Here is a 21,832-nt window from a genome sequence, read left to right on the forward strand (position 1 = left end):
CGTGGGAGTTTCCGTACACCTCTGCGTGGCGGCCGCCGGCCCGGATCCTCGTGCCGCGGCCCATGCACTGCTGCTCGAGCTCGCGGGCACGCTGGTGGACGCGCCGACGCTCGCTCACGACGACACCGGACGTCCGCTGGTGCCTGGTCTTGCTGTGTCCGTCACCCACACCCACCATCTGGTGGCCGTCGCCGCGGCGCTCGAGGGCCCGCTCGGCATCGACCTCGAGGAGCTCCATCCGCGGGCCTTCGCACCGCTCGCCAACCGTTGGTACTCCCCACCAGAACTGGAGTGGCTGCGCCGCCAACCCGACCAGCTGCACGCCTTCCTCACCCTGTGGACGGCAAAGGAAGCCGTCGGAAAGGCACTCGGTCTCGGTCTGCGCAAGGGAGGTCTCCGCCGCCAGATGCCTCTGGGTCGTGGGGTGAGCAAGGAAAACGTCTTGCTCGCCCAGCCGGTGGCGGGACTGGCTGTCCTGTGGGTCCCGGTTGACGGGGTCGTGCTGGCGGTGGCGGCCGGGGCGGGGATCGGCGAAGTGGTGGTGCATCAGGAGGCTGCTTTGCGGAGGGCAGAGAGGTCGCGGACGAGTTTCCCGGTGGTTGTCCGGGGCAACTGATTCAGCAGGTGCAGGATGCGGGGGCGCTTGTAGGGCGCGAGTTTCTCGGCCAGGTCCCGTTCCAGTTCGGCTGTCGTACGGGGTTCGGCGAGCTGGACGTACGCCGTGATCGCTCCGTCGAACGCGACCACCGCCGCCTCGACCCCGCGCAGCGAGCCCAGCGTCGACTCGACCTCGGTCAGGTCGACCTTCAGCCCACCGACGGAGACCTGTGAGTCCAGCCGGCCCTTGATACTGACCAGGCCGGTCGTGGGATCGACGATCCCGGCGTCGCGGGTGTGCAGCCAGCCGTCGGCCCAGCGGGTCGGGTCGGACAGGCCGAGGTACGGCGACTCGGGCCGGCGGATGTGGAGTTCGCCGTCGACCGCGCGCACCTCGATCCCGGGCGCGGGCCGGATCGCCGGGCGGTGTTCGCCGTACAGGTCGGTGCCGATCACGCCGACCTCGGTCATCCCGTACATGTTCCCGAGCGGTACGCCGTACTTCTCCTCGAACGCCCCGGAAACGGCCGCCTGCACCAGCTCGCCACCGGTCGTCATGCGTTTGAACTGCGGCAACCACGGCGGGTCCTGCACAGACGCGAGCAGCCCGATGTGGAACGGCACCCCGAGTACTGTCGCCGGGGTCGTCGCCGCCCCGATCGCGTGCACGATCGCATCCCCGGTCAACCGCGCCGGCGGCACCAGCTGCACGCCGGCGTGCAGCCCGTACAGCAGGCCGCCGACCAGCCCGAGTACGTGCACCATCGACGGCAGCAGGATGATCCGCTCGCCCCGATGCGGTACGCCGTCGATCTGCGTGTACCGCAGTACCTCTGCCACCAGGTCGTCCGCGGTCCGCCCGATCACCTTCGACGGCCCGGTCGACCCGGAGCTCAGCTGGACGACGGCATGCCCGGTGCCGGCCGGATGACCCGAGTAGCTCGCCAGGCTCGTCTCGACGTCGACGAACGTCCGCAGGCCGGCGGCGACCGGATGCTCCGGCGACACCACGACCTGCGGCACCAGCCGTTCGACCGCCCGCCGTACCTCGTAGTCGGTGAGCCGGTGGTCGAGCAGGATCGCCTGCCCGCCGCCCCGCCAGATCGCGAGCAGGTGGGTCACGTACGCCATCGACGGCGGCAGCCGCAGCGCGACCGCACCGCCCGGCCGGAATCCGGCCTGCACCAATTCGGTTTGCCGGTCCTGCACCAATTGCCGTAGTTTCCGGCGATCGACCGTTTCCGGAAACCGGAAACATACCTCGTCGTCCGGACCGGCCAGCAGCACGTCGTCGACCCAGGTCATCCGAGCTCCAAAGTTTTCCTTGCACACAAAGGATTCGAAGACCAGCACCCCCACCAAGGCCTGGCGATGACGCGACGATACGACACCAAGGCTTGCTGACACAGCAGAAACAATCCCTCGATCGGACCCACCGAAGGAACGAAATCCACACCGGGAATACAGCGATTCCCGGTTAGAAATCCGACCGCTCACACAGACCCGGCAGAGGGCGGTCCGTCACCGGCACTTGACCCACCGTGCGCGCGTGGGTAACTTTCGCGTCGCGATCGAGTATCAGTAATTCAATTACCTTGGCGTTCGCCCCTGCCCGCCCGGACCGAGTTGGTGACACCGATGGAACTGACCCGACGCCAGACCCTCGGACTCGCGGCGGCCGCCGTCGCCGGATCGACGGTCGCCGCTACCACCACAGCCACTGCGACTGCCGCTGCGACGACGAGCGGCACACCCGCCCACCCGGACCGCTGGGTCCACGACACGCTCCGCCGGATGACGCTGGAGCAGAAGGTCGGCCAGCTGTTCGTCTGCTACGCGTACGGCCCGACGGCCGCGACCGCCGACGCCCGCAACACCAGCCTGTACGGCGTCGCGACACCGGCCGAGGTGGTCGCGAAGTACCACCTCGGCGGCGTCATCTACTTCACCTGGACCGACTCGGTCCGCGACCCCGAGCAGATCGCGGGACTCTCCAACGGTCTGCAGGCCGCGGCACTCGCGGACGCCGGGATCCCGCTGCAGATCGGCACCGACCAGGAGTACGGCTCGGTGGTCCGGGTCGGACCGCCGGCCACCCAGTTCCCCGGCGGGATGGCACTCGGCGCGACCCGGTCGGCCGCGTTCGCCCGATCGGCCGGCGCGATCGCGGGCCGGGAACTGAAGGCGCTCGGCATCACCACCGACTTCGCGCCCGACGCGGACGTGAACGTGAACCCGCTGAACCCGGTGATCGGCGTCCGGTCGGTGTCGTCCGACCCGGCGCTGGTCGCGCAGCTGGTCGCCGCGCAGGTCAAGGGGTACCAGCGCGACGGCCGGATCGTCTCGACCGCGAAGCACTTCCCCGGCCACGGCGACACCGCGACCGACAGCCACACCGGCATCCCGGTCATCGGCCACACCCGCGACGAGTGGACCCGGATCGACCTGCCGCCGTTCCAGGCCGCGATCCGGGCCGGCATCCGGTCGATCATGACCGCGCACATCGTGGTCCCGGCGCTCGACCCGTCCGGCGATCCGGCGACGCTGAGCCGGCCGATCCTGACCGGGATCCTGCGGCGGCAGCTCCGCTTCGACGGTGTGGTGATCACCGACTCGCTCGGCATGAAGGGCGTCCGGGACAAGTACGGCGACGCGGAGATCCCGTTGCGCGCGATCGAGGCGGGCGTCGACCAGTTGCTGATGCCGGTCGATCCCGGCCTGGCGTACAACTCGGTGCTGAACGCGGTCCGCGGCGGCCGGATCAGCGAGGCGCGGATCGACGAAAGCGTGCAACGTGTTCTGAGACTGAAGTACGACACCGGGCTCGTCGAGCGCCCGTACGTCGACGTGTCCCGGGTCCTGCAGCTCGTCGGTACGCCGGCCGGTGCCGCCGAGGCACAGCGCATCGCGGACCGCAGTACGACGCTGCTCCGCAACGACGCCGACCTGCTGCCGCTCTCTCCCGCACCACGGAAAGTACTCGTCACCGGGTACGGTCCCGCGGCGCTGGCGGTCGCTCTGCAGAAGCGCGGCGCGACCACGGTCGTGAAGGACACCGGTACGACGCCGACCGACGCGAAGATCACCGACGCACTGGCCGCCGCGAGAGCGGCCGACCTGACCGTTGTGCTGACCAACAAAGCGTGGGACACCGAGGTCACGGACAAGCTGGCCAAACAACAGAAACTCGTCAACGGCCTGCTCGGCACCGGCAGCCCGGTGATCGTCGTACCGGTACGGGACCCGTACGACGTCGCGTACTTCGACTCCCCGCCGACCGCGCTGGTCACCTACGGCAGCACCGTGGTGTCGATGGAAGCGCTGGCCAAGGTGCTGTACGGCGAGATCGCCCCGGCCGGAAAACTGCCGGTCGAGATCCCGGCGCATCCGGACACCACACAGATCCTGTTCCCGTTCGGGCACGGGCTGACCTTCGACCCGCGGGACACCCGGCTGACAGTTGCCTCGTACAACATTCATGCCGGCGCCGGTGAGGACAACGTTTTCGACCTCGACCGGACCGCGCGGGCGTTGAAGGCGCTGGACGCGGACGTGATCGGGTTGCAGGAGGTCGACGTCCACTGGGACAAGCGCAGCGACTGGCTGGACACGATCACGGAACTGGCCACCCGGCTGGGCATGTATCCCGCGTTCGCCCCGATCTACGACTTCGATCCACCTGCCGCCGATCAGCCCCGGCGGCAGTACGGCGTCGGCCTGCTCTCCCGCTTCCCCCTGCTGCAGGTGCAGAACCACCCGATCACACGACTGTCCACGCAGGATCCGAACCCGGTGCCGGCACCGGCGCCCGGCTTTCTCGAGGTGGAGATCGAGGTGCGGGGGCGGCGGGTGCATGTGTACTGCACGCATCTGGATTATCGCGGCGACCCGACCGTGCGGCGAATGCAGGTAGCAGACACTGTGCAGATACTTGCCCAAGACCCTTCAACAGACCTGCAGATCCTGGTTGGTGACTTCAACGCTGAGGCTCGAGCCCCCGAGCTCGGTGGGTTGTGGACCCGGTTGACTGATTCGTGGACCGCCGCCGCGCAGACGACCGGCGGGCCGAACACCTACCCGGCGGTGGCAGCGAACAAGCGGATCGACTTCGTGACCGTCGGTGCGGGGCTGACCGCCCGACGAGCCGAAGTACCTGCGGAGGTTCCGCTCGCGGAGGCTGCCAGCGACCACAGGCCGATGATCGCCGACCTCTCGTTCCGTTCCTGAGGAGACCGACATGAAGCGACGCAACCTTCTCGCCGGTGCGGGTGCGCTGGCCGCCGCGCCGTTGATCGACGTACCGGCCGCGGACGCCGTCCCGAACCGCAAGGTGCTGACCGGCGCCGAGGTACTCGCCCGCGACGGCTGGCGGGCGCTGGCCGGGCAGAAGGTCGGCGTGATCAGCAACCCGACCGGGATCCTGCCCGACCTGCAGCACGTCGTCGACACCATGCACGCGTCCGCCGCGGTCGACGTGGTCGCGGTATTCGGTCCGGAACACGGGTTCCGCGGCACTGCGCAGGCCGGCGGTTCCGAGGGCGACCACGTCGATCCGCGGACCGGGATCATGGTGTACGACGCGTACGGCGCGAACGCCGACAAGCTGGCCGGCCTGTACGCGAAGTCCGGCGTCGAAACCGTTGTCTTCGACATCCAGGACGTCGGCGCGCGGTTCTACACCTACATCTGGACGATGTTCGAGGCGATGCTGGCCGCGGTCCGCACCGGCGCGCGGTTCGTCGTTCTCGACCGCCCGAACCCGGTCGGCGGGTACGCGCGCGGCCCGATGCTGAAGCCCGGGTACACCTCCGGCGTCGGCAAGAAGGAGATCCTCCAGCAGCACGGTATGACGGTCGGCGAGCTGGCCCGGATGTTCGACGCCGAATACCTCCCGCTCGAGCCGAACGGCGGCCGCCTCAAGCAGCTCACCGTCATCGAGGCGAAGAACTGGAAACGCGACCAGCTGTACGCCGACACCGGCCTGACCTGGGTGATGCCCAGCCCGAACATGCCGACCCCGGACACCGCCCTGCTGTACCCGGGCCTGTGCCTGTTCGAGGCGACCAACCTGTCCGAGGGCCGCGGTACGACTCGCCCGTTCGAACTGATCGGCGCGCCGTACGTCGACTACCGGTGGGCGCAGGCGCTGCAGACGAAGAACATCCCGGGCGTCGCGTTCCGCGAGGCGTACTTCACGCCCTCGATCAGCAAGAATGCGAACGTCTTGTGCGGCGGCGTCCAGGTCCAGATCACCGACCCGCACCGGGTGGAGGCGATCACGGCGGCGACGCACATGATCGTCGAGGCCCGTAAGCTCTACCCCGATTTCAGCTGGCGGGCGGAGACCCCACCCGGCCGGTGGATCGATCTGCTGACCGGGTCCGACCGATTCCGGACCATGCTTTCGGCCGATGCGCCGGCCGAGGAGATCGTGGCAGCCTGGAAGTCCGAGACGGACGCCTGGACGTCCCGGCGGGCGAAGTACCTGCTGTACAAGGGAGCTCACCGATGACGCGGTGGGCCGGAATTTCGACGATCTCAGCGGTGATACTCACGATGGCAACCCCTGCAGTTGCTGGCGGCAACATCTCCGGCCGGTTCGACCGCCCGTACGACGGTTACGCGCCGAAGTCGACGCTGTTGCGCGACGAGACCCCGGCGAAGGCCGGCCTGGACCCGGCACCGATCGACGCCGCGCTGGCCCAGGTCGCCGCCTGGACCAAGCCGGTCGGCTCGGCGAAACCGTTGTACGCCGGAGCGGTCACGCTGCTCGGCCACGACGGGAAGATCGTCACCCGGACCGCCACCGGTCTCGCCGTGAAGTACGCCGACGGCGCCGGCACCGAGCTGCCCGCGGACCAGCAGCTTCCGATGCGGACCGACACGATCTTCGACCTGGCGTCGGTCTCCAAGCTGTTCACGTCGATCGTGGTGCTGCAGCTGGTCGAGAAGGGCAAGGTCGACCTGGACGCGCCGATCGCGACGTACATTCCGGAATTCGCGGAAAACGGCAAGGGCAGCGTCACCGTCCGCCAAGCACTCACGCACACCAGCGGCTTTCCGTCCTGGCTGCCGCTGTGGAGCTCACAACCGGACCCGGCCTCGCGACTCCACATGGCGCTCACGGCCAAACTCCAGGACCCACCCGGCACCAAGTACCTGTACAGCGACCTGAACCTGATCGCACTCGGCGAGCTGGCACACCGCGTCACCGGCAAGACCCTCGACAAGCTGGTCGCCGATGGCATCACCAAACCGCTGCGGATGCGCGACACCGGCTACAACCCGGACCCTCGCAAGAAGCCGAGGATCGCTGCGACGGAGTACCAGTCATCGCCGCCGCGCGGCATGGTGTGGGGCGAGGTGCACGACGAGAACGCCTGGTCCCTCGGCGGCGTCGCCGGCCACGCAGGCGTTTTCAGTACTGCGGACGACCTGGCAGTACTGGCGCAGACGTTCCTGAACGGCGGCAGCTACCGCGGCGCCCGGATCCTCAAGGAATCCTCGGTCACCGCGATGATCACGAACTTCAACCAGGCCTTCCCCGGCAACGACCACGGCCTCGGCTTCGAGCTCAACCAGCGCTGGTACATGGGCGGCCTGTCCGGACCGCGCGCGGCCGGCCACACCGGTTACACCGGCACGTCGGTCGTGATCGACTTCGACTCCCGTTCGTTCGCGATCCTGCTCACCAACCGCGTGCACCCGAGCCGCGACTGGGGCAGCAACAACCCGGCCCGGCGCGCGGTCGCGCAGGGGCTGGCGCTGGCGCTCGGCGTCGGCCCGCGGCACGGCAAGGACGCCTGGTTCTCCGGTACGACCGACAACTCGACGACAACGCTCGCCACCACGGTCGACGTACCGCCGGGTGGCGCGAAGCTCGCCTTCGACCTGTTCGTGGACACCGAGGACTCCGACCTGCTGTACCTGGAGACGTCCGCGGACGGATCGACATGGACCAAGGTGCCGTTCACCGTCCGGGACCGCGGGTCGGTGATCGACACCGACGGCTCGATCAGCGGGTCCGGCGACCGGCACTGGCACCAGGTCACCGCGGAGCTGAATCCGGGCAAGCAGACGATCCGCTGGCGCTACACCTGCGACCCGCTGTACCAGGGCCGCGGGGTGTACGTCGACGGTGTGAAGATCACGAGCGGGGACGGTGTACTTCTCGATGGTGAACGAACGCCTGAATCATTTACCGCAACAGGTTGGAGACTTTCGCGTCGGTGACCCCATCTCGTGCATGGGCGCCGTACCGTGGCTGTCATGAATTCAACAACCTCTCCAGAACCCACGGGGCCGCTGCTGGTCCGGGTCCGCGCGGTGATGCCCGCGCTGGCGCCGGCCGAGCAGCGGGTGGCGAACGCGGTCCTCGCGGACCCGGGCGGAGTGGCGGCGATGACGATCTCCGAACTGGCCGAGGTGGCATCCACCTCGGAGACCACGGTCATCCGGTTCTGCAAGCAGATCGGCGTCCCCGGCTATCCGCAGCTCCGCCTGCAGTTGGCGGCCCAGTCGGCGCAGGAGAGCGTCCGCCCGGAGGTCGGCGGGGACATCGAACCCGGTGACTCGCTCGCGGACGTGGTCGGCAAGGTCGCGTTCGCCGACGAGCGGGCGGTCCGCGAGACCGCCCAGCAGGTCGACGTGGACACGCTGGCCAAGGTCGTCGACGCGGTGGTGAAGGCGCCGCGCGTCGATCTGTACGGTTTCGGCGCCAGCGCGTTCGTCGCGATGGACCTGCAGCAGAAGCTGCACCGGATCCGCCGGGTCGCCTTCGCCTGGAACGACGTCCACGTGGCGCTGCCCAGCGCGGCCCTGCTCGGTGACGGCGACGTCGCGATCGGCATCTCGCACACCGGTACGACGGTCGAGGTCGTCGAGGCGCTCGAGGAGGCGGCCAAGCACGGCGCCACCACGGTCGCGGTGACCAACTTCCCGCGCTCGCCGCTGGCGAAGACGGCCGACCTGGTCCTGACCACCGCCGCCCGCGAGACCACGTACCGCTCGGGTGCGATGTCCAGCCGGATCGCGCAACTGACCGTGATCGACTGCCTGTTCATAGGAGTCGCACAGCAGGTGCTGCCGGACGCGCGGAAGGCGCTCGAGGAGACTGCCTCCTCGGTCCGCGGTCACCGGTTGAAGGGCTCCGAGTAGCCGTCTGTCAAGATTCAACCGAATTGAAATATCTTCAGTAGAAAACTAACATCGATCCCGTGACATCACCGACCGAGCAGCGCAACCCCCGGACGCTGGCCATCGACGCGGTGGGCACGTCCGAGATCCTCCAGCTGGTGAACAACGAGGACGCCCTGGTCGCCGGGGCCGTCGGCGCGGTGATCCCGGAGCTGACCAAGGCCGTGGACGCCGCCGTCGAGGCGGTGCGCGGCGGCGGTCGCGTGCACTACTTCGGCGCCGGTACGTCGGGCCGCCTCGCGGTTCTCGACGCCGCCGAGCTGCTGCCGACGTTCCACGTCCCCGACGGTCTGGTGGTCGCCCACCACGCCGGCGGCATGCAGGCGTTGCTCCGCGCGGTCGAGAACGTCGAGGACTCCGAGGCGGGTGGCGCGTCCGACGCGGCTGCCGTCACCGGTCAGGACCTCGTCGTCGGCCTCGCTGCTTCCGGGAGTACGCCGTACGTCGCCGGTGCACTGAAGGCGGCCCGCGCGGCCGGGGCGACCACCGTACTGGTCACCTCGAACCCGGACGCCCCGCTGGCGCCGCTGGCCGACATCGTGGTGGCCGCGGACACCGGGCCCGAGGTGATCGCCGGCTCGACCCGGCTGAAGGCCGGAACCGCGCAGAAGATGATCCTGAACGCGTTCTCCACCACGCTGATGATCAAGCTCGGCCGCACCTGGTCGAACCTGATGGTCGACCTGGTCGCCACCAACAAGAAGCTCCGCGGCCGGATGATCCGGATCCTCGCCGAGGCCACCGGCGCCGACGAGGCCGCCTGCGAGAACGCCCTGGCCGCGGCCGACGGCGAACTCAAGCCCGCCCTGGTCCACCTCCTGACCGGCACGGCGATCCCCGCCGCCCGCTCCGCCCTCGAGGCAGCCCACGGCCGCGTAGCCACCGCCCTCGCCGAGCTGGCCTGACAGCTAGCGGGTTGTTTGCCGGCTGACGCACTGCAACCCGCCATCGGTGCAACAACCAGCCAGCGGGCTCAGTCGGCGCGCCGAACCGGCGGCCTGAGCACCAGCGTCGCGACGACGCCGGCCATGAAAACCGCGGTGAGCGCGAACGGGATCGGGATCAGCGGATCCAGCAGCACCAGGACCGCGCCCAGCGGTACGACGACGTTCACGACCCGGTCCGCGTTGTCGCGCAGCGCGATCCACCAGATGCCGAGGACGAAGATCGCGATCGGGATCGTCACCGTGTAGGACGCGGCGACCTCGCTCAGCTCGGTGTGGTGCGTGATGGTGTCGATCTCCACCTCGATCCCGGCCGAGAACGCGCCCGCGGCGGCGAACACGAAGTAGTGCACGTACCCGTACCTCAGCGACCGCCCGAAGGACGTGATCGCGGTGTGGTGCGGCGGCCAGAAGTAGATCCACCACATCGCCGCCGTGACGACCAGCGTGAGGACCGAGAGCGCGATCAGCGGGCCGAGCGACTCGTGGTCGTGCACCGCCTCGATGATCGCGTTCGCCGAGGCGAGCAGGCTCTCACCCAGCAGGATCAGCGTGAACAGCCCGTACCGCTCGGTGATGTGGTGCGGGTGCCACGGCGTCATCCCACGCTGCTCGGCAACCACCGGTACCGCGAGTTCCGCGATCACGAACAACACCCAGGCGATCGGCTGCACCGATCCGGGCATCACCAGCAGGGTCAGCCAGAGCACCTGGACGATCGCGATCCCGCCGGCGTAGAACTGCGTCGTCCGCCGGTTCCCACCCGCGGAACGGGACGCCCGCAGCCATTGGGCGATCATCGCCACCCGCATCACCACGTACCCGATCACGACGACGGTGAAGTCGTGGTCGGCGAAGACCTTCTCGATCCCCGCGGCGAGCACCAGGACGCCGCTCATCTGCACGATCGTGAGCAGCCGGTACAGCCAGTCGTCGGTGGCGAACGAGGTGGCGAACCAGGTGAAGTTCATCCACGCCCACCAGATCGCGAAGAACACCATCACGTACGACAGCACGCCGTCGGCGACATGCTTCTCGGACAGCGCGTGGTGCAACTGCGCGCCGGCGACACTGACCGCGATCACGAACACCAGGTCGAAGAACAACTCCAGCGACGACGCAACCCGTCCAGGCTCATGCGGATCCCGCGGCCGCATCGGGACCAACCGGGAACGCGTCGTAGGAGCTGCCATGGCCGACAGACTAGACGCAGAAGCCAGGCGAATCGGGCAATCTCGACAGGACGTATGCGCCTACTGCCCGCCCGCGCCCTGCTGAACAGGCGCGGCCCTTGGCCCGCTCGACGGACACATCCTGTCGAGGCTGCACATTCAGCTCACGGAGATGTCCACCGAGGGGCGGAGCTCGGCGGCTGCGGCGAGGGCTTCGTGGGCCGGATTGGCGAGGAACTCCTTGATCAGCTGGGCGTCGGCCGGCTGGTCGAGGTGCGGGAGGGCGATCTGTTCGTACGCCGCCTGGAAACGCGGGCCCCAGCGCCGGGTGCCGAGCCGGGCGGTGCGGGAGCAGTTGTCGACCATGTACGCGACGTCGCGGGCGTGCATGTACGGCAGCAGCGAGTCGACCGCCTCGATCACCGACTCGTTGACGATCTCCGACCAGGCGTGCCCGCGGGCGGCGAACTCGTCCACCTGCGCCATCATCGTCGCGACGAACAGTCCGGCCGTGACCGCGTCGATGCCGTGCGCTCCGTCGTCGCCGTACCATACGGTTTGGTATGGCGTCCCCCGGCGAGCGTGGACGGCGGCGCTGTGCGACCACATCGGGCTGCCGCCGATCGCGGTCATCGGCCGGTTCGCGAGCCGCTGCTCGGCCAGGATCACGCTCCGCAGTTCGGTGCCATCGGCAACCTCGTCGTAGATCTCCGCGACCAGGTCCCGGGCCGGCCCGTACGCCGCCGAGTACGCACGGTCGAACAGGTCCTCGTCGCCGGACGCCGCCCGGACCGCGGCGAGTCCGTGCTTCGAAATGGTCCGCGCGATCGGTCCGGTGATCGCCTCGGTGGAACGTTCGTACGCCGTCACCGGGTCCGCGCCGCCGATCCGGAAGTACCGGTACAGCGCCTCGACCAGGCCGTGGACCGCGCCGAGCAGGATCGCCCGCTCGCCGACGATGTCGGAGTGGTACTCGTCGGAAAGCGTTGTCGCGAACGTGTACGGCGAGCCGAGTGCGATCGACCACGCCAGCGCCCGGTCGGTCGCATACCCGTCCGGGTCGGCGTGGACGGCGATGCTCGCGTTGATGCCGGCGCCGTTGACGGTCGCGCCCTGCTGGTACAGGCGCCGTACCGAGTCGCCCATCCCCTTCGGGCAGACCGCGATCACCGGATGCCCGGCCGGGAAGGTGCTGCCGAGCTCGCGCAGGTGGCCGAGCAGGAAACCGTGGGACAGACCAATGGTCGCGCCGGGCTTCAGGACCGCGAAGATCTCCGCGTGGTGAGCCGCCAGTGCAGCGTCCGCGATCAGCAGGATCACCAGGTCGGCACTCGCCGCTACGTCCAGCCAGTCCCCGAGCGTCCCGTCGTCCTCGCTGAAACCGTTCGCGCGGGCGTCGTCGGCGGACCGGGACCCGGGGCGCAGTCCGACCGCCACGGTGATCGCGCTACCGGCCAGCGAGTCACGCAGATTCAGCGCCTGCGCCCGCCCTTGCGGACCCCAGCCGATCACCCCGATGCGCTCCACCCCGTGCAGCGCGGCCGGCAGCAGCGGGAACAGGTCCCGCCCGCCCCGCACGATCGCCTCGGTCCCACCCGGGACCTCCATCGCCTCGACCCGAAACACCGAACTCTCCATACGTTCCAGTGAATCGCCCGCCGGTGCATTGCGGCAAGCGCAAGATCCGCACCGCACCGTTCCACAATCTGCAACACTGGGGAACTGACGATAAGCGCCGGGGTCTGGGAAGGCGCTATTGCCTGTGCCTAGACCCCAAGGCCTATTCCCAGTCGGGCGGAGGGTTGCGGTGGAGCAGCGGGAGTTGGAGCTGTTCTTGCACTTGGGGCGGTCGTTGAACTACGGGCGGACCAGCCTGGAGTGCCATGTCAGCGCGGCGACGCTGACGCGGACGATCCAGCGGTTGGAGGCGCGGGTCGGCGCGCGGCTGCTGGACCGTGGGCCGCGCGGGGTGATGCTGACGGCGGACGGGCGGCGCTTCTCGGCGTACGCCGAACAGGCGCTGGCACTGTGGGCCGACTACCGGGCCGGGACAGGCGATCCGCACGACCTGACCGGCGAGCTGAGGATCTTCGCCACCGTAACCGCCTGCCAGACGCTCCTCCCCGACTTGCTGCGGCCACTACGTACGCAGCACCCGCAGATCCGCCTGAACATCCGCACCGGCGACGCAGCCGCCGCCCTGGCCCGCCTCGACGAAGGCGAAGCCGACGCCGCCGTAGCCGGCATCCCCAAACGCCTCCCGCAAACCCTGGTAGCCCGGACCGTCGCCCGCACCGACCTAGTCCTCGTCCGCGCCTACGACACCCCACCCACCATCCCGCCCGACAGCCCACGTGCCACCCCGCCGGGCGCCACTCGCCACAGCCCGTCCAGCGGCCGGGCCGGCGCGCCGCCTGAGGGGCCGTATGTGGTGCCGGCTCGGGGGCTGGTTCGGGAAGTGGCGTTGCGGTGGTTTCGGAGGGTGGGGGTGAAGCCGGCGATTGCGGCGGAGCCGGACGGGCATGAGGCGTTGCTTGCGCTGGTGGCGTTGGGTTGTGGCGTCGGTGTCGTACCGCGGCTGGTGCTCGAGTCGTCCGCCGTCCGCGATCAGCTCGAGGAGCTGCCGGCCGACCTGGAACCGCTCACGATCGGGCTTTGCGCGCGCCGCGCCGACCTGCACCGGCCTTTGGTTGCGGCGCTCTGGGCGCTGCGACCGTAGCGCCCGGCGACAGCTCGGCCGCGACGAGCTGCGGCGGCAGCGGATCGTCGCCCTCGAGCTCCCGGATCAGCGACACGGTACCGAGCGCACCCAGCTCGCGACCGGGCGTCCGCATCATCGTCAGCTCGGGATCCGTCATCGCCGCGGTCTCGGGCACCGTCAGCAGCGAGAACACCGACATGTCCCCCGGTACGTCGTACCCGGCCCGCTTGAGGCCCGACACCACCCCGAGCGCGGCGTACTCGTTCAGTACGAGCACCGCCGTCGTCTCCGGCGACTGCTTCAGCAACTGCTCCGTCGCGACCTTCCCCGCCGCGGTCGTGTCCGAACAGGGCAGCACCACGATCGGCAGGCCGTACGACGCCGCGACCCGCCGGTACGCCTCCTCCACCCGGACCCACGGGCCGTACGCGTGGAACCGCGGGTCGTCCAGATCGCCCGAAATCAAGGCGAGCTGCCGATGCCCGTAGTCGTACAGGTACCGGACCGCCTCCTCGACCGTGGTGTCGAAGTCGATGTCCACGTGCGACAACCCGTCGAGCTCGGTCGTCCGCCCGATCAACGCGAACGGCGTCCCGGATCCGCGCAGTACGTCGACACGCCGGTCGTCGAGCTGCACCTCCATCAGTACGACGCCGTCGACCAGGCCCTGGCCGAGCAGCTCCTGCAGCTCGACGCCGTCGTTGCCGACCGGCCAGAGCACCAGGTGGTAGTCCTCCTTGCGCGCCGCCTCGGCCGCACTGGTGAAGAACTCCGACGTCGACATGCTGAACCGGTGTTCGAGCGCCGGGTAGGCCATCGCGATGATGTGCGTCCGCCGCGACGCGAGCGCCCGGGCGACCATGTTCCGCCGGTACCCGAGCTCGAGCATCGCCTGCTCGATCCGCGCCCGGGTCGCGGCCGTCACCGGCTTGGTGTCGTTCAGCAGGAACGAGACGGTAGCGATCGAGACACCGGCCCGCTGAGCGACGTCCCGCATCGTGACCATCGATCGTCCTCCGAACCCTTGACAGCGATGTGACGTAGGGAACATAGTCCTTCAACACCTCAGTTAAGCGGTTTACCGCTCAATCCACAAGCGCACTGCAGCTTCTCTCGTCACTCGGTTAAACGCTTTGAAGGAGTCCGATGTCATGATCAGCAAGCGGATCGCCGCCGCGCTGGCGGGTGCGACGACGGTGTCGCTCCTGCTGGTCGCCTGCGGCAACAACGGCGGCCAGTCGTCGTCCGGTTCCGGCGGCGACAGTGTCAAGAGCCTCACGATCCTGGACTACTACAACAACGACCCTGACAAGTCCCTGGTCCAGAAGGGCCTCGACAGTTGTGCGTCGCAGCTCGGCATCACGATTCAGCGGGAGACGGTGCCTGGTGACACCTTGATCCAGAAGGTGCTGCAGCAGGCGTCGTCGAAGACGCTGCCCGACGTACTGATGCTCGACAACCCCGACGTCCAGCAGATCGCCGCGACCGGAGCGCTGGCACCGCTGAACGACATGGGCCTGAACAGCGACGGCGTCATCAAGGGCATGACCGACGCGACGTCGTACCAGGGCAAGCTCTACGGTCTCGCGCCGGTGACGAACACGATCGCCCTGTTCTACAACAAGGACATGCTCGCCGAGGCCGGCGTACAACCGCCGAAGACCTGGGACGAACTGAAGGCCGCGGCCAAGAAGCTCACCAAGCCCGGGCGGTACGGGATGGCGTTCAACGCCAACGCCACGTACGAAGGTTCCTGGCAGTTCCTGCCGGCGATGTGGACCAACGGCGGCGACGAGACCGACCTGAAGAGCCCGCAGGTGGCCGAGGCGCTGCAACTGTGGGTCGACCTGGTGAAGGACGGATCCGCCTCGAAGAGCGTGATCAACTGGACGCAGGGCGACGTCAACGACCAGTTCGTCGCAGGCAAGACCGCGATGATGGTCAACGGCCCGTGGCAGATTCCGACGCTGAACAAGAACCCCAAGATCAAGTGGGACGTGGTCACGTTCCCGCTGAACAAGCCGGACCAGACGCCGGTCGCGCCGCTCGGTGGTGAGGCCTGGACGGTCCCGCTGAACAAGGACCAGGCTAAGCAGCAGAAGGCCGCGGACTTCGTGAAGTGCCTGAACTCGGACGAGAACGAACTGGCCTGGGCGAAGGCCCGGTACACGCTCCCGACCAGGCTGTCACTGCTCGACGAGTACGCCAAGGAAGTCCCGTCGATGAAGGCCTTCGCCGAGCAGGTCAAGACCGCCCGCGCGCGGACCGGCAAGCTGGGCGACAAGTGGCCGGACGCCGCGAAGGTGATCTACCAGGCGATCCAGCTGGCACTGACCGGCAAGGCCACCGCCCAGGACGCCTTCAAGCAGGCCTCCGGCGGCTGATCGGTGATGGTGACGCTCACACGTACGAGGGTGGCCGGCCGCGCGAAGGTGCGCGGCCGGCACCACCGGGGCGAGAGCCTGACCAAGGTGCTGTTCGTACTGCCGGCCGCGGTCGCGATGATCGCGCTGTTCGGGTACCCGGTGGTGAAGAACCTGCTGATGAGCCTGCAGGACTACGGGCTCAAGACGTTCTTCACCGGCGTGGCGCCCTGGGTCGGGCTGCAGAACTACCGCACGGTCGTGACCGACAAGCTGTTCTCGGACGCGATGCTGAACACCGCGCTGTTCACGGTCGGCTCGATCGCCTTCCAGTTCGCGATCGGTCTCGGGCTCGCCCTGTTCTTCCGCAACCGCTTTCCGCTCAGCGGCATCCTGCGGTCGTTGCTGTTGCTGCCGTGGTTGCTGCCGCTGATCGTGTCCAGCGCGACCTGGCGGTCGATCCTCGAGCAGGACAGCGGGATCCTGAACCGGACGCTTCAAGGCCTGCACCTCATCAACGATCCCGTGCCGTGGCTGAACTCGCCGTCGGTCGCGCTGATCGCGGTGATCGGCGTGAACATCTGGATCGGCATCCCGTTCAACGTGACGCTGCTGTACTCCGGCCTGGCCGAGATCCCGGACGAGCTGTACGAGGCCGGCCAGCTGGACGGCGCGACCGGGTGGCGTTCGTTCTGGTACATCACCTGGCCGAACCTGCGCTCGGTGGCGAGCGTGCTGCTGATGCTCGGCGTCGTCTACACGATCAAGGTCCTGGACATCATCCTCGGCCTGACCGGCGGCGGCCCGGCGAACGCGACCCAGACGCTGGCGACCCAGTCCTACGAGAAGTCGTTCGTGGACTTCCGGTTCGGCCAGGGCGCGGCACTGTCCAACATCCTGATCGCGATCTCGTTCGTGTTCGCGATCTTCTATCTGCGCGGCAGCCGTCGCGCCGTCGACGAGTAGGGGGAGCACGATGCGACGTATCGCGTACACCGTCATCGGCGTGCTGATCCTGTGCGTGATGCTGTTCCCGGTCTACTGGATGCTCAACGCCTCGCTGCAACCGTCCGGGAACACGTTGACCGCCGGTTTCCTGCCGCTGCATCCGACGTTTTCCGGCTACAAGCGGGCGCTCGACGAGCAGGGCGGGAACCTGGTCACGAGCATGATCATCGCGGCCGGCACCGTTGTCCTGAGTCTGGCGATCGCGACCCCGTGTGCGTACGCGCTCTCGCAGTTCCGGTCCCGCTGGGTGTCGATCGGGCTGCTGGCGATCCTGATCTCGCAGATGATCCCGGGCATCGTGATCGCGAACGCGCTGTACACCGCCTACGAGCGGATCGGGTTGCTGAACTCGATCCCGGGCCTGATCATCGCGAACTGCGCGAGCGGGATCCCGTTCGCGATCCTGATCCTGCGCTCGTTCATGCTCTCGCTGCCGCCGTCGCTGGTGGAGGCGGCCCGGGTGGACGGCGCCGGGCTGTTCCGGGCGTTCGTGGCGATCGTGCTGCCGATCAGCAAGAACTCGCTGATCACCGCCGGACTGTTCAGTTTCCTGTTTTCCTGGAGCGATTTCCTGTTCGCGCTGACGCTGACCACCAAGGGCGGCGTGCGGCCGGTGACGCTCGGGATCTACCAGTACCTCGGCACCCAGGTGCAGAACTGGAACGCGGTGATGGCGACCGCGGTGCTGTCCGCGGTCCCGGCCATCGTGCTGCTGGTCGCCGCGCAGAAGTACATCGCCGCCGGGGCCATCGGCGGAGCCGTCAAATAACTCTTAAGGACAACGATGAAGATATTGGTCTGGGGCGAGAACCGGCACGAGCAGATCGAGCCGCACGTCCGCGAGATCTACCCCGAGGGAATGCACTCCACGATCGCGGCCGGTATCGCCGAGAACCTGCCCGGCGCGGAGGTCTCCACCACGACGCTGGACGAACCCGAACACGGCCTGACCGAGGACGTGCTGGCGGAGACCGACGTACTCGTCTGGTGGGGCCACGCCGCGCACGGCGAGGTCGACGACAAGGTGGTAGACCGCGTGTACCAGCACGTGCTGTCCGGGATGGGTCTCGTCGTCCTGCACTCCGGCCACTGGTCGAAGATCTTCGGCAAGCTGATGGGCACCACCTGCACGCTCCGCTGGCGCAGCGAGCGGGACCGCGAGCTGGTGTGGACGGTGAACCCGACGCACCCGATCGCGCAGGGCGTCCCGCATCCGATTGTGATCGAGCAGCAGGAGATGTACGGCGAGTTCTTCGACATCCCGGTCCCGGACGAGCTGATCTTCGTGTCGTCGTTCTCCGGCGGCGAGGTGTTCCGTTCCGGCTGCACGTTCCGGCGCGGGCACGGGAAGATCTTCTACTTCTCCCCCGGCGACCAGGACTACCCGGTGTACCACCACAAGGATGTCCGTAGGGTGATCGCGAACGGTGTCGCGTGGGCGCGTACGGACCTGCCTTCGCGCCGGCTGCCGACGCTGCTGCGGTACGAGACCGACGATTTCTTCAACGGACACGGGTACACCGGTCCCATCGAGGAGCCTGCCGATGCCTGAACCCCTGCGCCTGGTGCAGGCCGGAGCCGGCGGCATGGGCCGCGCCTGGCTCCGCACCATCGCCGCCAACCCTTCCGTGCAGTTGGTCGGCCTCGTCGACCTGGACGTCGAGGTAGCCCGCGCGGCCGCCGACGAACACGGCTACCCGGACGTACCGGTCGCGACCTCGATCGACGAACTTGCTGTTGAGTTCGAGGCCCTCATCGACGTGACTGTCCCGGTAGCGCATCCGAAAGTCAGCGTAGAAGCGTTGCTGAGTGGTGTCCCAGTACTGTGTGAGAAGCCGTTGGCAGAGACCGTACGTGAGTGTCTACAAATGGCTGCGGCGAGCGAGGTCAGCGGGAAACTGTTGATGGTGTCGCAGTCGCGGCGGTATTTCCGGGCGGTCGACGCGTTCCAGCGGCAGATCGCGGAGCTCGGGCCGATCGGGACGCTGGCGTGCGAGTTCTACAAGGCGCCGCACTTCAGCGGCTTCCGCGAGCGGATGGCGGAACCGCTGCTGGTCGACATGGCGATCCACCAGTTCGACCTGTCCCGCAAGCTGATCGGGTCGGAGCCGGTGTCGGTGTACTGCGACTCGTACAACCCGTCCTGGAGCTGGTTCGACGGCAACGCGGCGGCGTCGGCGATCTTCACGTACGCCGACGGAACCCGCTTCACCTTCGCCGGAAGCTGGTGCGCCCCGGGGCTCGAGACGTCGTGGAACGGCAGGTGGCGGGCCAGCACGCCCGGTGGTACGGCGACCTGGGACGGCGACAACGCCCCGGTCGCGGAACCCGAGGTACCGGCACCCCTCGGCGACGAGCCGGAGGAGATCGCCGGTTCCCTGGTCGAGTTCGTCAACGCCGTCCGTACGGGCACGACGCCACAGTCCGAGGTCCACTCGAACGTCGTCAGCCTCGCCATGGTCGAAGCCGCCGTACGCTCAGCCAACACCGGCGCACCGGTCCGCATCGCCGACATCGTCAACGACGCCTACACCGAGGCCCTGTCGACAACGCAGAACGCCGACCTGCTCGCCGCCCTGAAATCCTGGCCCAGCCCCCTCGCGGCAGTCGGCCTCGCCTGACCCAACCGCCGAGTCGTGGCGATCGGCTCGGCCCCCCTCCGCCGAGTCGTGGATTCTGGTCGATTTTCAGAGGCCTTCTCCACGACTCGGCGGCGCAGTTGAGCTGGCCAGGCGGATTGTGGGCTTGGGGACCTGGTAGGTGGTTGGGGCGGCGCCCTGGATGACGGCGAGGATTGCTTCGCCGACGATGGTGCCCAAGCCGTGTACGTCGACCGTGACGACGCTGAGCGGTGGCGTGGCGAGCCGCGCCACCGCGGTGTCGTCCCACGCGATCACCGACAGCTGCTCCGGGATCGTGACGTTCAGCTCGCGCGCCGCGGCGAGGCCGCCGATCGCCATCAGGTCGTTGTCGTAGACGATCGCCGTCGGCACACCGCGACCGGTCAGCAGTTGCTGCGTCGCATCCCGGCCCGAGTCCTCCGAGTAGTCGCCCTCGATCACCCGGCCCCGCACGTCCCGCTCCGCACAGGTCTGCATGAACGCGTCGTCCCGGGCCTGGCAGTGCAGCATGTCCCGCGGCCCGCTGACCCGCGCGATGTCACGATGCCCGAGCTGCGCGAGCGCCCGTACGGCCGCGCGAGCGCCTTCGGCGTTGTCGACCAGTACGTTCGTGATCGGCACCTCCAACTCCGGCCCGCCCAGCAGCACGGCCGGTACGCCGAGCCGCTGCAGCTCGTCCAGCCGCGGATCCTTGGCCCGCAGATCGACCATCACGATGCCGTCGACGTGCCGGTTCGCCACCCAGCGCTGCCAGATCTCGAGCTCGCCGGCGACATCCGCGGCGAACTCGATCAGCAGGCTGCAGCCGCGCCCGGCGAACACCTCCTCGATCCCCTGGACGACGTCGGCCATGAACGGCTCCATCCCGAGCAGCCGCCCGGGACGCGCCAGTACCAGCCCAGCGATCCGCTCGTGCATACACTGCCCTCCAAGGCCGTCGAAGCCACTATATTCACAGACCTAACAAACTCGACAGATTGCGGATGTCCCGATGCAGCAGGTCAGCGACGCGTCGTACGCCCCGGGTTACGACCCGGCCCCGACGAACAGCCGTGCCCTCATTGTGGACAGCATCCGCTCCGCGGGCACGGTCAGCCGGGTGGAACTCACCCAGATCACCGGCCTGACCGCCCCCTCGGTCACCACGCTGGTCCGCCGGCTGATCGACGACGGCCTGGTCGACGAGGCGGGCCGCGGCTCGTCCACCGGCGGCAAGCCGCGCACGATGCTGCGGATCCGGGCCGCCGCGCGGTACGTCGTCGGCGTCCACCTGAGCCCCGACAGCGTGACGTACGTACTGGTCGACTACGCCGGCGGGGTGGTGGCGCGCTGGCGCCGGGACGGGCCGGGCGACGCGAGCGATCCGGAGCAGGTGGTGGCGCGGATCGCGACCGAGACCACCGAGCTGATCGAGCGCGCCGGCGTCGACCCGGCGCTGATCCTCGGGCTCGGGTTCGTCTGCCCGGGCCCACTGATCCGCAACCGCGGCGTCACCTCCGCACCGCCGAGCATGGCGAACTGGGTCGACTTCCCGATCCACCAGCGCCTGGAGGAGCGGCTCGGCCTGCCCGCCCTGCTGGAGAACGACGCGACCGCGGCCGCCGCCGGCACCCGGCTCACCACCAGGCACGACGTGTCGGTGATGGCCGGGCTGTTCATGAGCGAGGGCATCGGCTCCGGCCTGCGCCTGAACGGCCACGTCTACCAGGGCGCGCACGGCAACGCGGGCGAGGTCGGGCACATCTGCGTGCAGATCGGCGGCCCGCAGTGCTGGTGCGGGAGTACGGGCTGCCTCGAGGCGATCGCCGGTCCCGCCACGGTCGTCGCGAAGGCCCGGGCCGCGGGCCTCGACCTCGGCTCCCAGCGCCGTACCGGGGTCGCGGCGTTCGCTGCCATCGCCCGGCTGGCACTGACCGGGGACTCGCGGGCCGAGGCGATCCTGCGCGACTCCGCGTCCTGGCTCGCGCTCGGCGCGCAGACGATCACCAACATGTACGACGTCCAGCTGCTGGTACTGACCGGTCCCGCGTTCGCCGTGGCCGGGACGATCTACCTGCCGATCATCCAGGAGCGGATCATGAGCTCCGCGTTCGGGCGGGCCGTGAACACCGAGGTCGTGCTGGACGAGCGCGGCCACGACGCGGCGGCGATCGGCGCCGCGCTGATGATGCTGCGCTCCGAGCGCGCGATCTCTGCCTGAACGACCAGCAGCAGATCGCCCGGGCGCGAC

The 21,832-nt window shown here is 68.7% G+C and carries 18 protein-coding genes; 13 read left to right on the forward strand and 5 right to left on the reverse strand.

Annotation, left to right across the window (positions count from 1 at the left end; translation table 11 throughout):
- Position 1: 1 nt before the first annotated feature.
- Positions 2 to 616, forward strand: coding sequence for a 4'-phosphopantetheinyl transferase family protein (locus ACFYRU_RS05350; protein WP_387653189.1), 615 nt, complete (start codon positions 2 to 4; stop codon positions 614 to 616).
- Here ACFYRU_RS05350 and ACFYRU_RS05355 read toward each other — a convergent pair.
- The gene (locus tag ACFYRU_RS05355) at positions 547 to 1,902 is read right to left on the reverse strand and encodes a class I adenylate-forming enzyme family protein (protein ID WP_387653191.1); all 1,356 of its coding nucleotides are present in this window, start codon (positions 1,900 to 1,902) and stop codon (positions 547 to 549) included. The genes ACFYRU_RS05350 and ACFYRU_RS05355 overlap by 70 nt on opposite strands.
- A gap of 333 nt (positions 1,903 to 2,235) precedes the next feature.
- Between ACFYRU_RS05355 and ACFYRU_RS05360 the strand changes: the two genes are divergently transcribed.
- The 5 genes from ACFYRU_RS05360 to murQ are packed head-to-tail and all read left to right on the forward strand — an operon-like array spanning position 2,236 to position 9,698.
- Complete coding sequence (locus ACFYRU_RS05360; protein WP_387653193.1) at positions 2,236 to 4,824, forward strand: glycoside hydrolase family 3 N-terminal domain-containing protein; 2,589 nt, start codon at positions 2,236 to 2,238, stop codon at positions 4,822 to 4,824.
- A gap of 10 nt (positions 4,825 to 4,834) precedes the next feature.
- A complete protein-coding gene (locus tag ACFYRU_RS05365; RefSeq protein ID WP_387653195.1) occupies positions 4,835 to 6,109 on the forward strand; it encodes an exo-beta-N-acetylmuramidase NamZ domain-containing protein in 1,275 nt (424 codons plus the stop codon).
- Positions 6,110 to 6,153: 44 nt separating this feature from the next.
- On the forward strand, positions 6,154 to 7,830 hold the full coding sequence (locus ACFYRU_RS05370) for a serine hydrolase (protein WP_387653197.1): 1,677 nt from the start codon (positions 6,154 to 6,156) through the stop codon (positions 7,828 to 7,830).
- 36 nt (positions 7,831 to 7,866) lie between these two features.
- On the forward strand, positions 7,867 to 8,754 hold the full coding sequence (locus ACFYRU_RS05375; RefSeq protein WP_387653199.1) for a MurR/RpiR family transcriptional regulator: 888 nt from the start codon (positions 7,867 to 7,869) through the stop codon (positions 8,752 to 8,754).
- A gap of 59 nt (positions 8,755 to 8,813) precedes the next feature.
- Positions 8,814 to 9,698 carry an N-acetylmuramic acid 6-phosphate etherase gene (gene murQ / locus ACFYRU_RS05380; protein ID WP_387653201.1) on the forward strand — a complete coding sequence of 295 codons (885 nt, stop codon included), beginning with the start codon at positions 8,814 to 8,816 and terminating at the stop codon, positions 9,696 to 9,698.
- A 68-nt stretch (positions 9,699 to 9,766) separates the two neighbouring features.
- Here the strand turns inward: murQ and ACFYRU_RS05385 are convergent, their stop codons facing one another.
- On the reverse strand, positions 9,767 to 10,930 hold the full coding sequence (locus tag ACFYRU_RS05385; protein ID WP_387653202.1) for a low temperature requirement protein A: 1,164 nt from the start codon (positions 10,928 to 10,930) through the stop codon (positions 9,767 to 9,769).
- 138 nt (positions 10,931 to 11,068) lie between these two features.
- Positions 11,069 to 12,547 (reverse strand): ketol-acid reductoisomerase, encoded by a 1,479-nt coding sequence (locus tag ACFYRU_RS05390; protein WP_387653204.1) that lies wholly within the window; start codon positions 12,545 to 12,547, stop codon positions 11,069 to 11,071.
- Positions 12,548 to 12,716: 169 nt separating this feature from the next.
- On the opposite strand from ACFYRU_RS05390, the gene ilvY reads away from it, so the two are divergent.
- Positions 12,717 to 13,628 carry an HTH-type transcriptional activator IlvY gene (gene ilvY, locus ACFYRU_RS05395; protein ID WP_387653206.1) on the forward strand — a complete coding sequence of 304 codons (912 nt, stop codon included), beginning with the start codon at positions 12,717 to 12,719 and terminating at the stop codon, positions 13,626 to 13,628.
- On the opposite strand, the gene ACFYRU_RS05400 is transcribed toward ilvY, so the two are convergent.
- Positions 13,552 to 14,616 (reverse strand): LacI family DNA-binding transcriptional regulator, encoded by a 1,065-nt coding sequence (locus ACFYRU_RS05400; protein WP_387653208.1) that lies wholly within the window; start codon positions 14,614 to 14,616, stop codon positions 13,552 to 13,554. The genes ilvY and ACFYRU_RS05400 overlap by 77 nt on opposite strands.
- 145 nt (positions 14,617 to 14,761) lie before the next feature.
- Here ACFYRU_RS05400 and ACFYRU_RS05405 point away from each other — a divergent pair, with 145 nt between their 5' ends.
- The 5 genes from ACFYRU_RS05405 to ACFYRU_RS05425 are packed head-to-tail and all read left to right on the forward strand — an operon-like array spanning position 14,762 to position 19,602.
- Positions 14,762 to 15,994: an extracellular solute-binding protein gene (locus tag ACFYRU_RS05405; protein WP_387653210.1), complete on the forward strand. Its 1,233-nt coding sequence runs from the start codon at positions 14,762 to 14,764 to the stop codon at positions 15,992 to 15,994.
- 6 nt (positions 15,995 to 16,000) lie between these two features.
- Complete coding sequence (locus ACFYRU_RS05410; protein ID WP_387653212.1) at positions 16,001 to 16,939, forward strand: carbohydrate ABC transporter permease; 939 nt, start codon at positions 16,001 to 16,003, stop codon at positions 16,937 to 16,939.
- A 10-nt stretch (positions 16,940 to 16,949) separates the two neighbouring features.
- Positions 16,950 to 17,750 carry a carbohydrate ABC transporter permease gene (locus tag ACFYRU_RS05415; RefSeq protein ID WP_387653214.1) on the forward strand — a complete coding sequence of 267 codons (801 nt, stop codon included), beginning with the start codon at positions 16,950 to 16,952 and terminating at the stop codon, positions 17,748 to 17,750.
- Positions 17,751 to 17,765: 15 nt separating this feature from the next.
- Positions 17,766 to 18,533 carry a ThuA domain-containing protein gene (locus ACFYRU_RS05420; RefSeq protein ID WP_387653217.1) on the forward strand — a complete coding sequence of 256 codons (768 nt, stop codon included), beginning with the start codon at positions 17,766 to 17,768 and terminating at the stop codon, positions 18,531 to 18,533.
- A complete protein-coding gene (locus tag ACFYRU_RS05425) occupies positions 18,526 to 19,602 on the forward strand; it encodes a Gfo/Idh/MocA family protein (protein WP_387653220.1) in 1,077 nt (358 codons plus the stop codon). Before ACFYRU_RS05420 ends, ACFYRU_RS05425 begins: the two co-directional genes overlap by 8 nt.
- 66 nt (positions 19,603 to 19,668) lie before the next feature.
- Here the strand turns inward: ACFYRU_RS05425 and ACFYRU_RS05430 are convergent, their stop codons facing one another.
- Positions 19,669 to 20,520 carry a LacI family DNA-binding transcriptional regulator gene (locus ACFYRU_RS05430; protein ID WP_387653223.1) on the reverse strand — a complete coding sequence of 284 codons (852 nt, stop codon included), beginning with the start codon at positions 20,518 to 20,520 and terminating at the stop codon, positions 19,669 to 19,671.
- 73 nt (positions 20,521 to 20,593) lie between these two features.
- On the opposite strand from ACFYRU_RS05430, the gene ACFYRU_RS05435 reads away from it, so the two are divergent.
- Positions 20,594 to 21,802 (forward strand): ROK family protein, encoded by a 1,209-nt coding sequence (locus tag ACFYRU_RS05435; protein ID WP_387653225.1) that lies wholly within the window; start codon positions 20,594 to 20,596, stop codon positions 21,800 to 21,802.
- Positions 21,803 to 21,832: the final 30 nt, after the last annotated feature.

Origin of the sequence: Kribbella sp. NPDC004536, assembly GCF_042873835.1 — a bacterium.
Lineage (GTDB): Bacteria > Actinomycetota > Actinomycetes > Propionibacteriales > Kribbellaceae > Kribbella.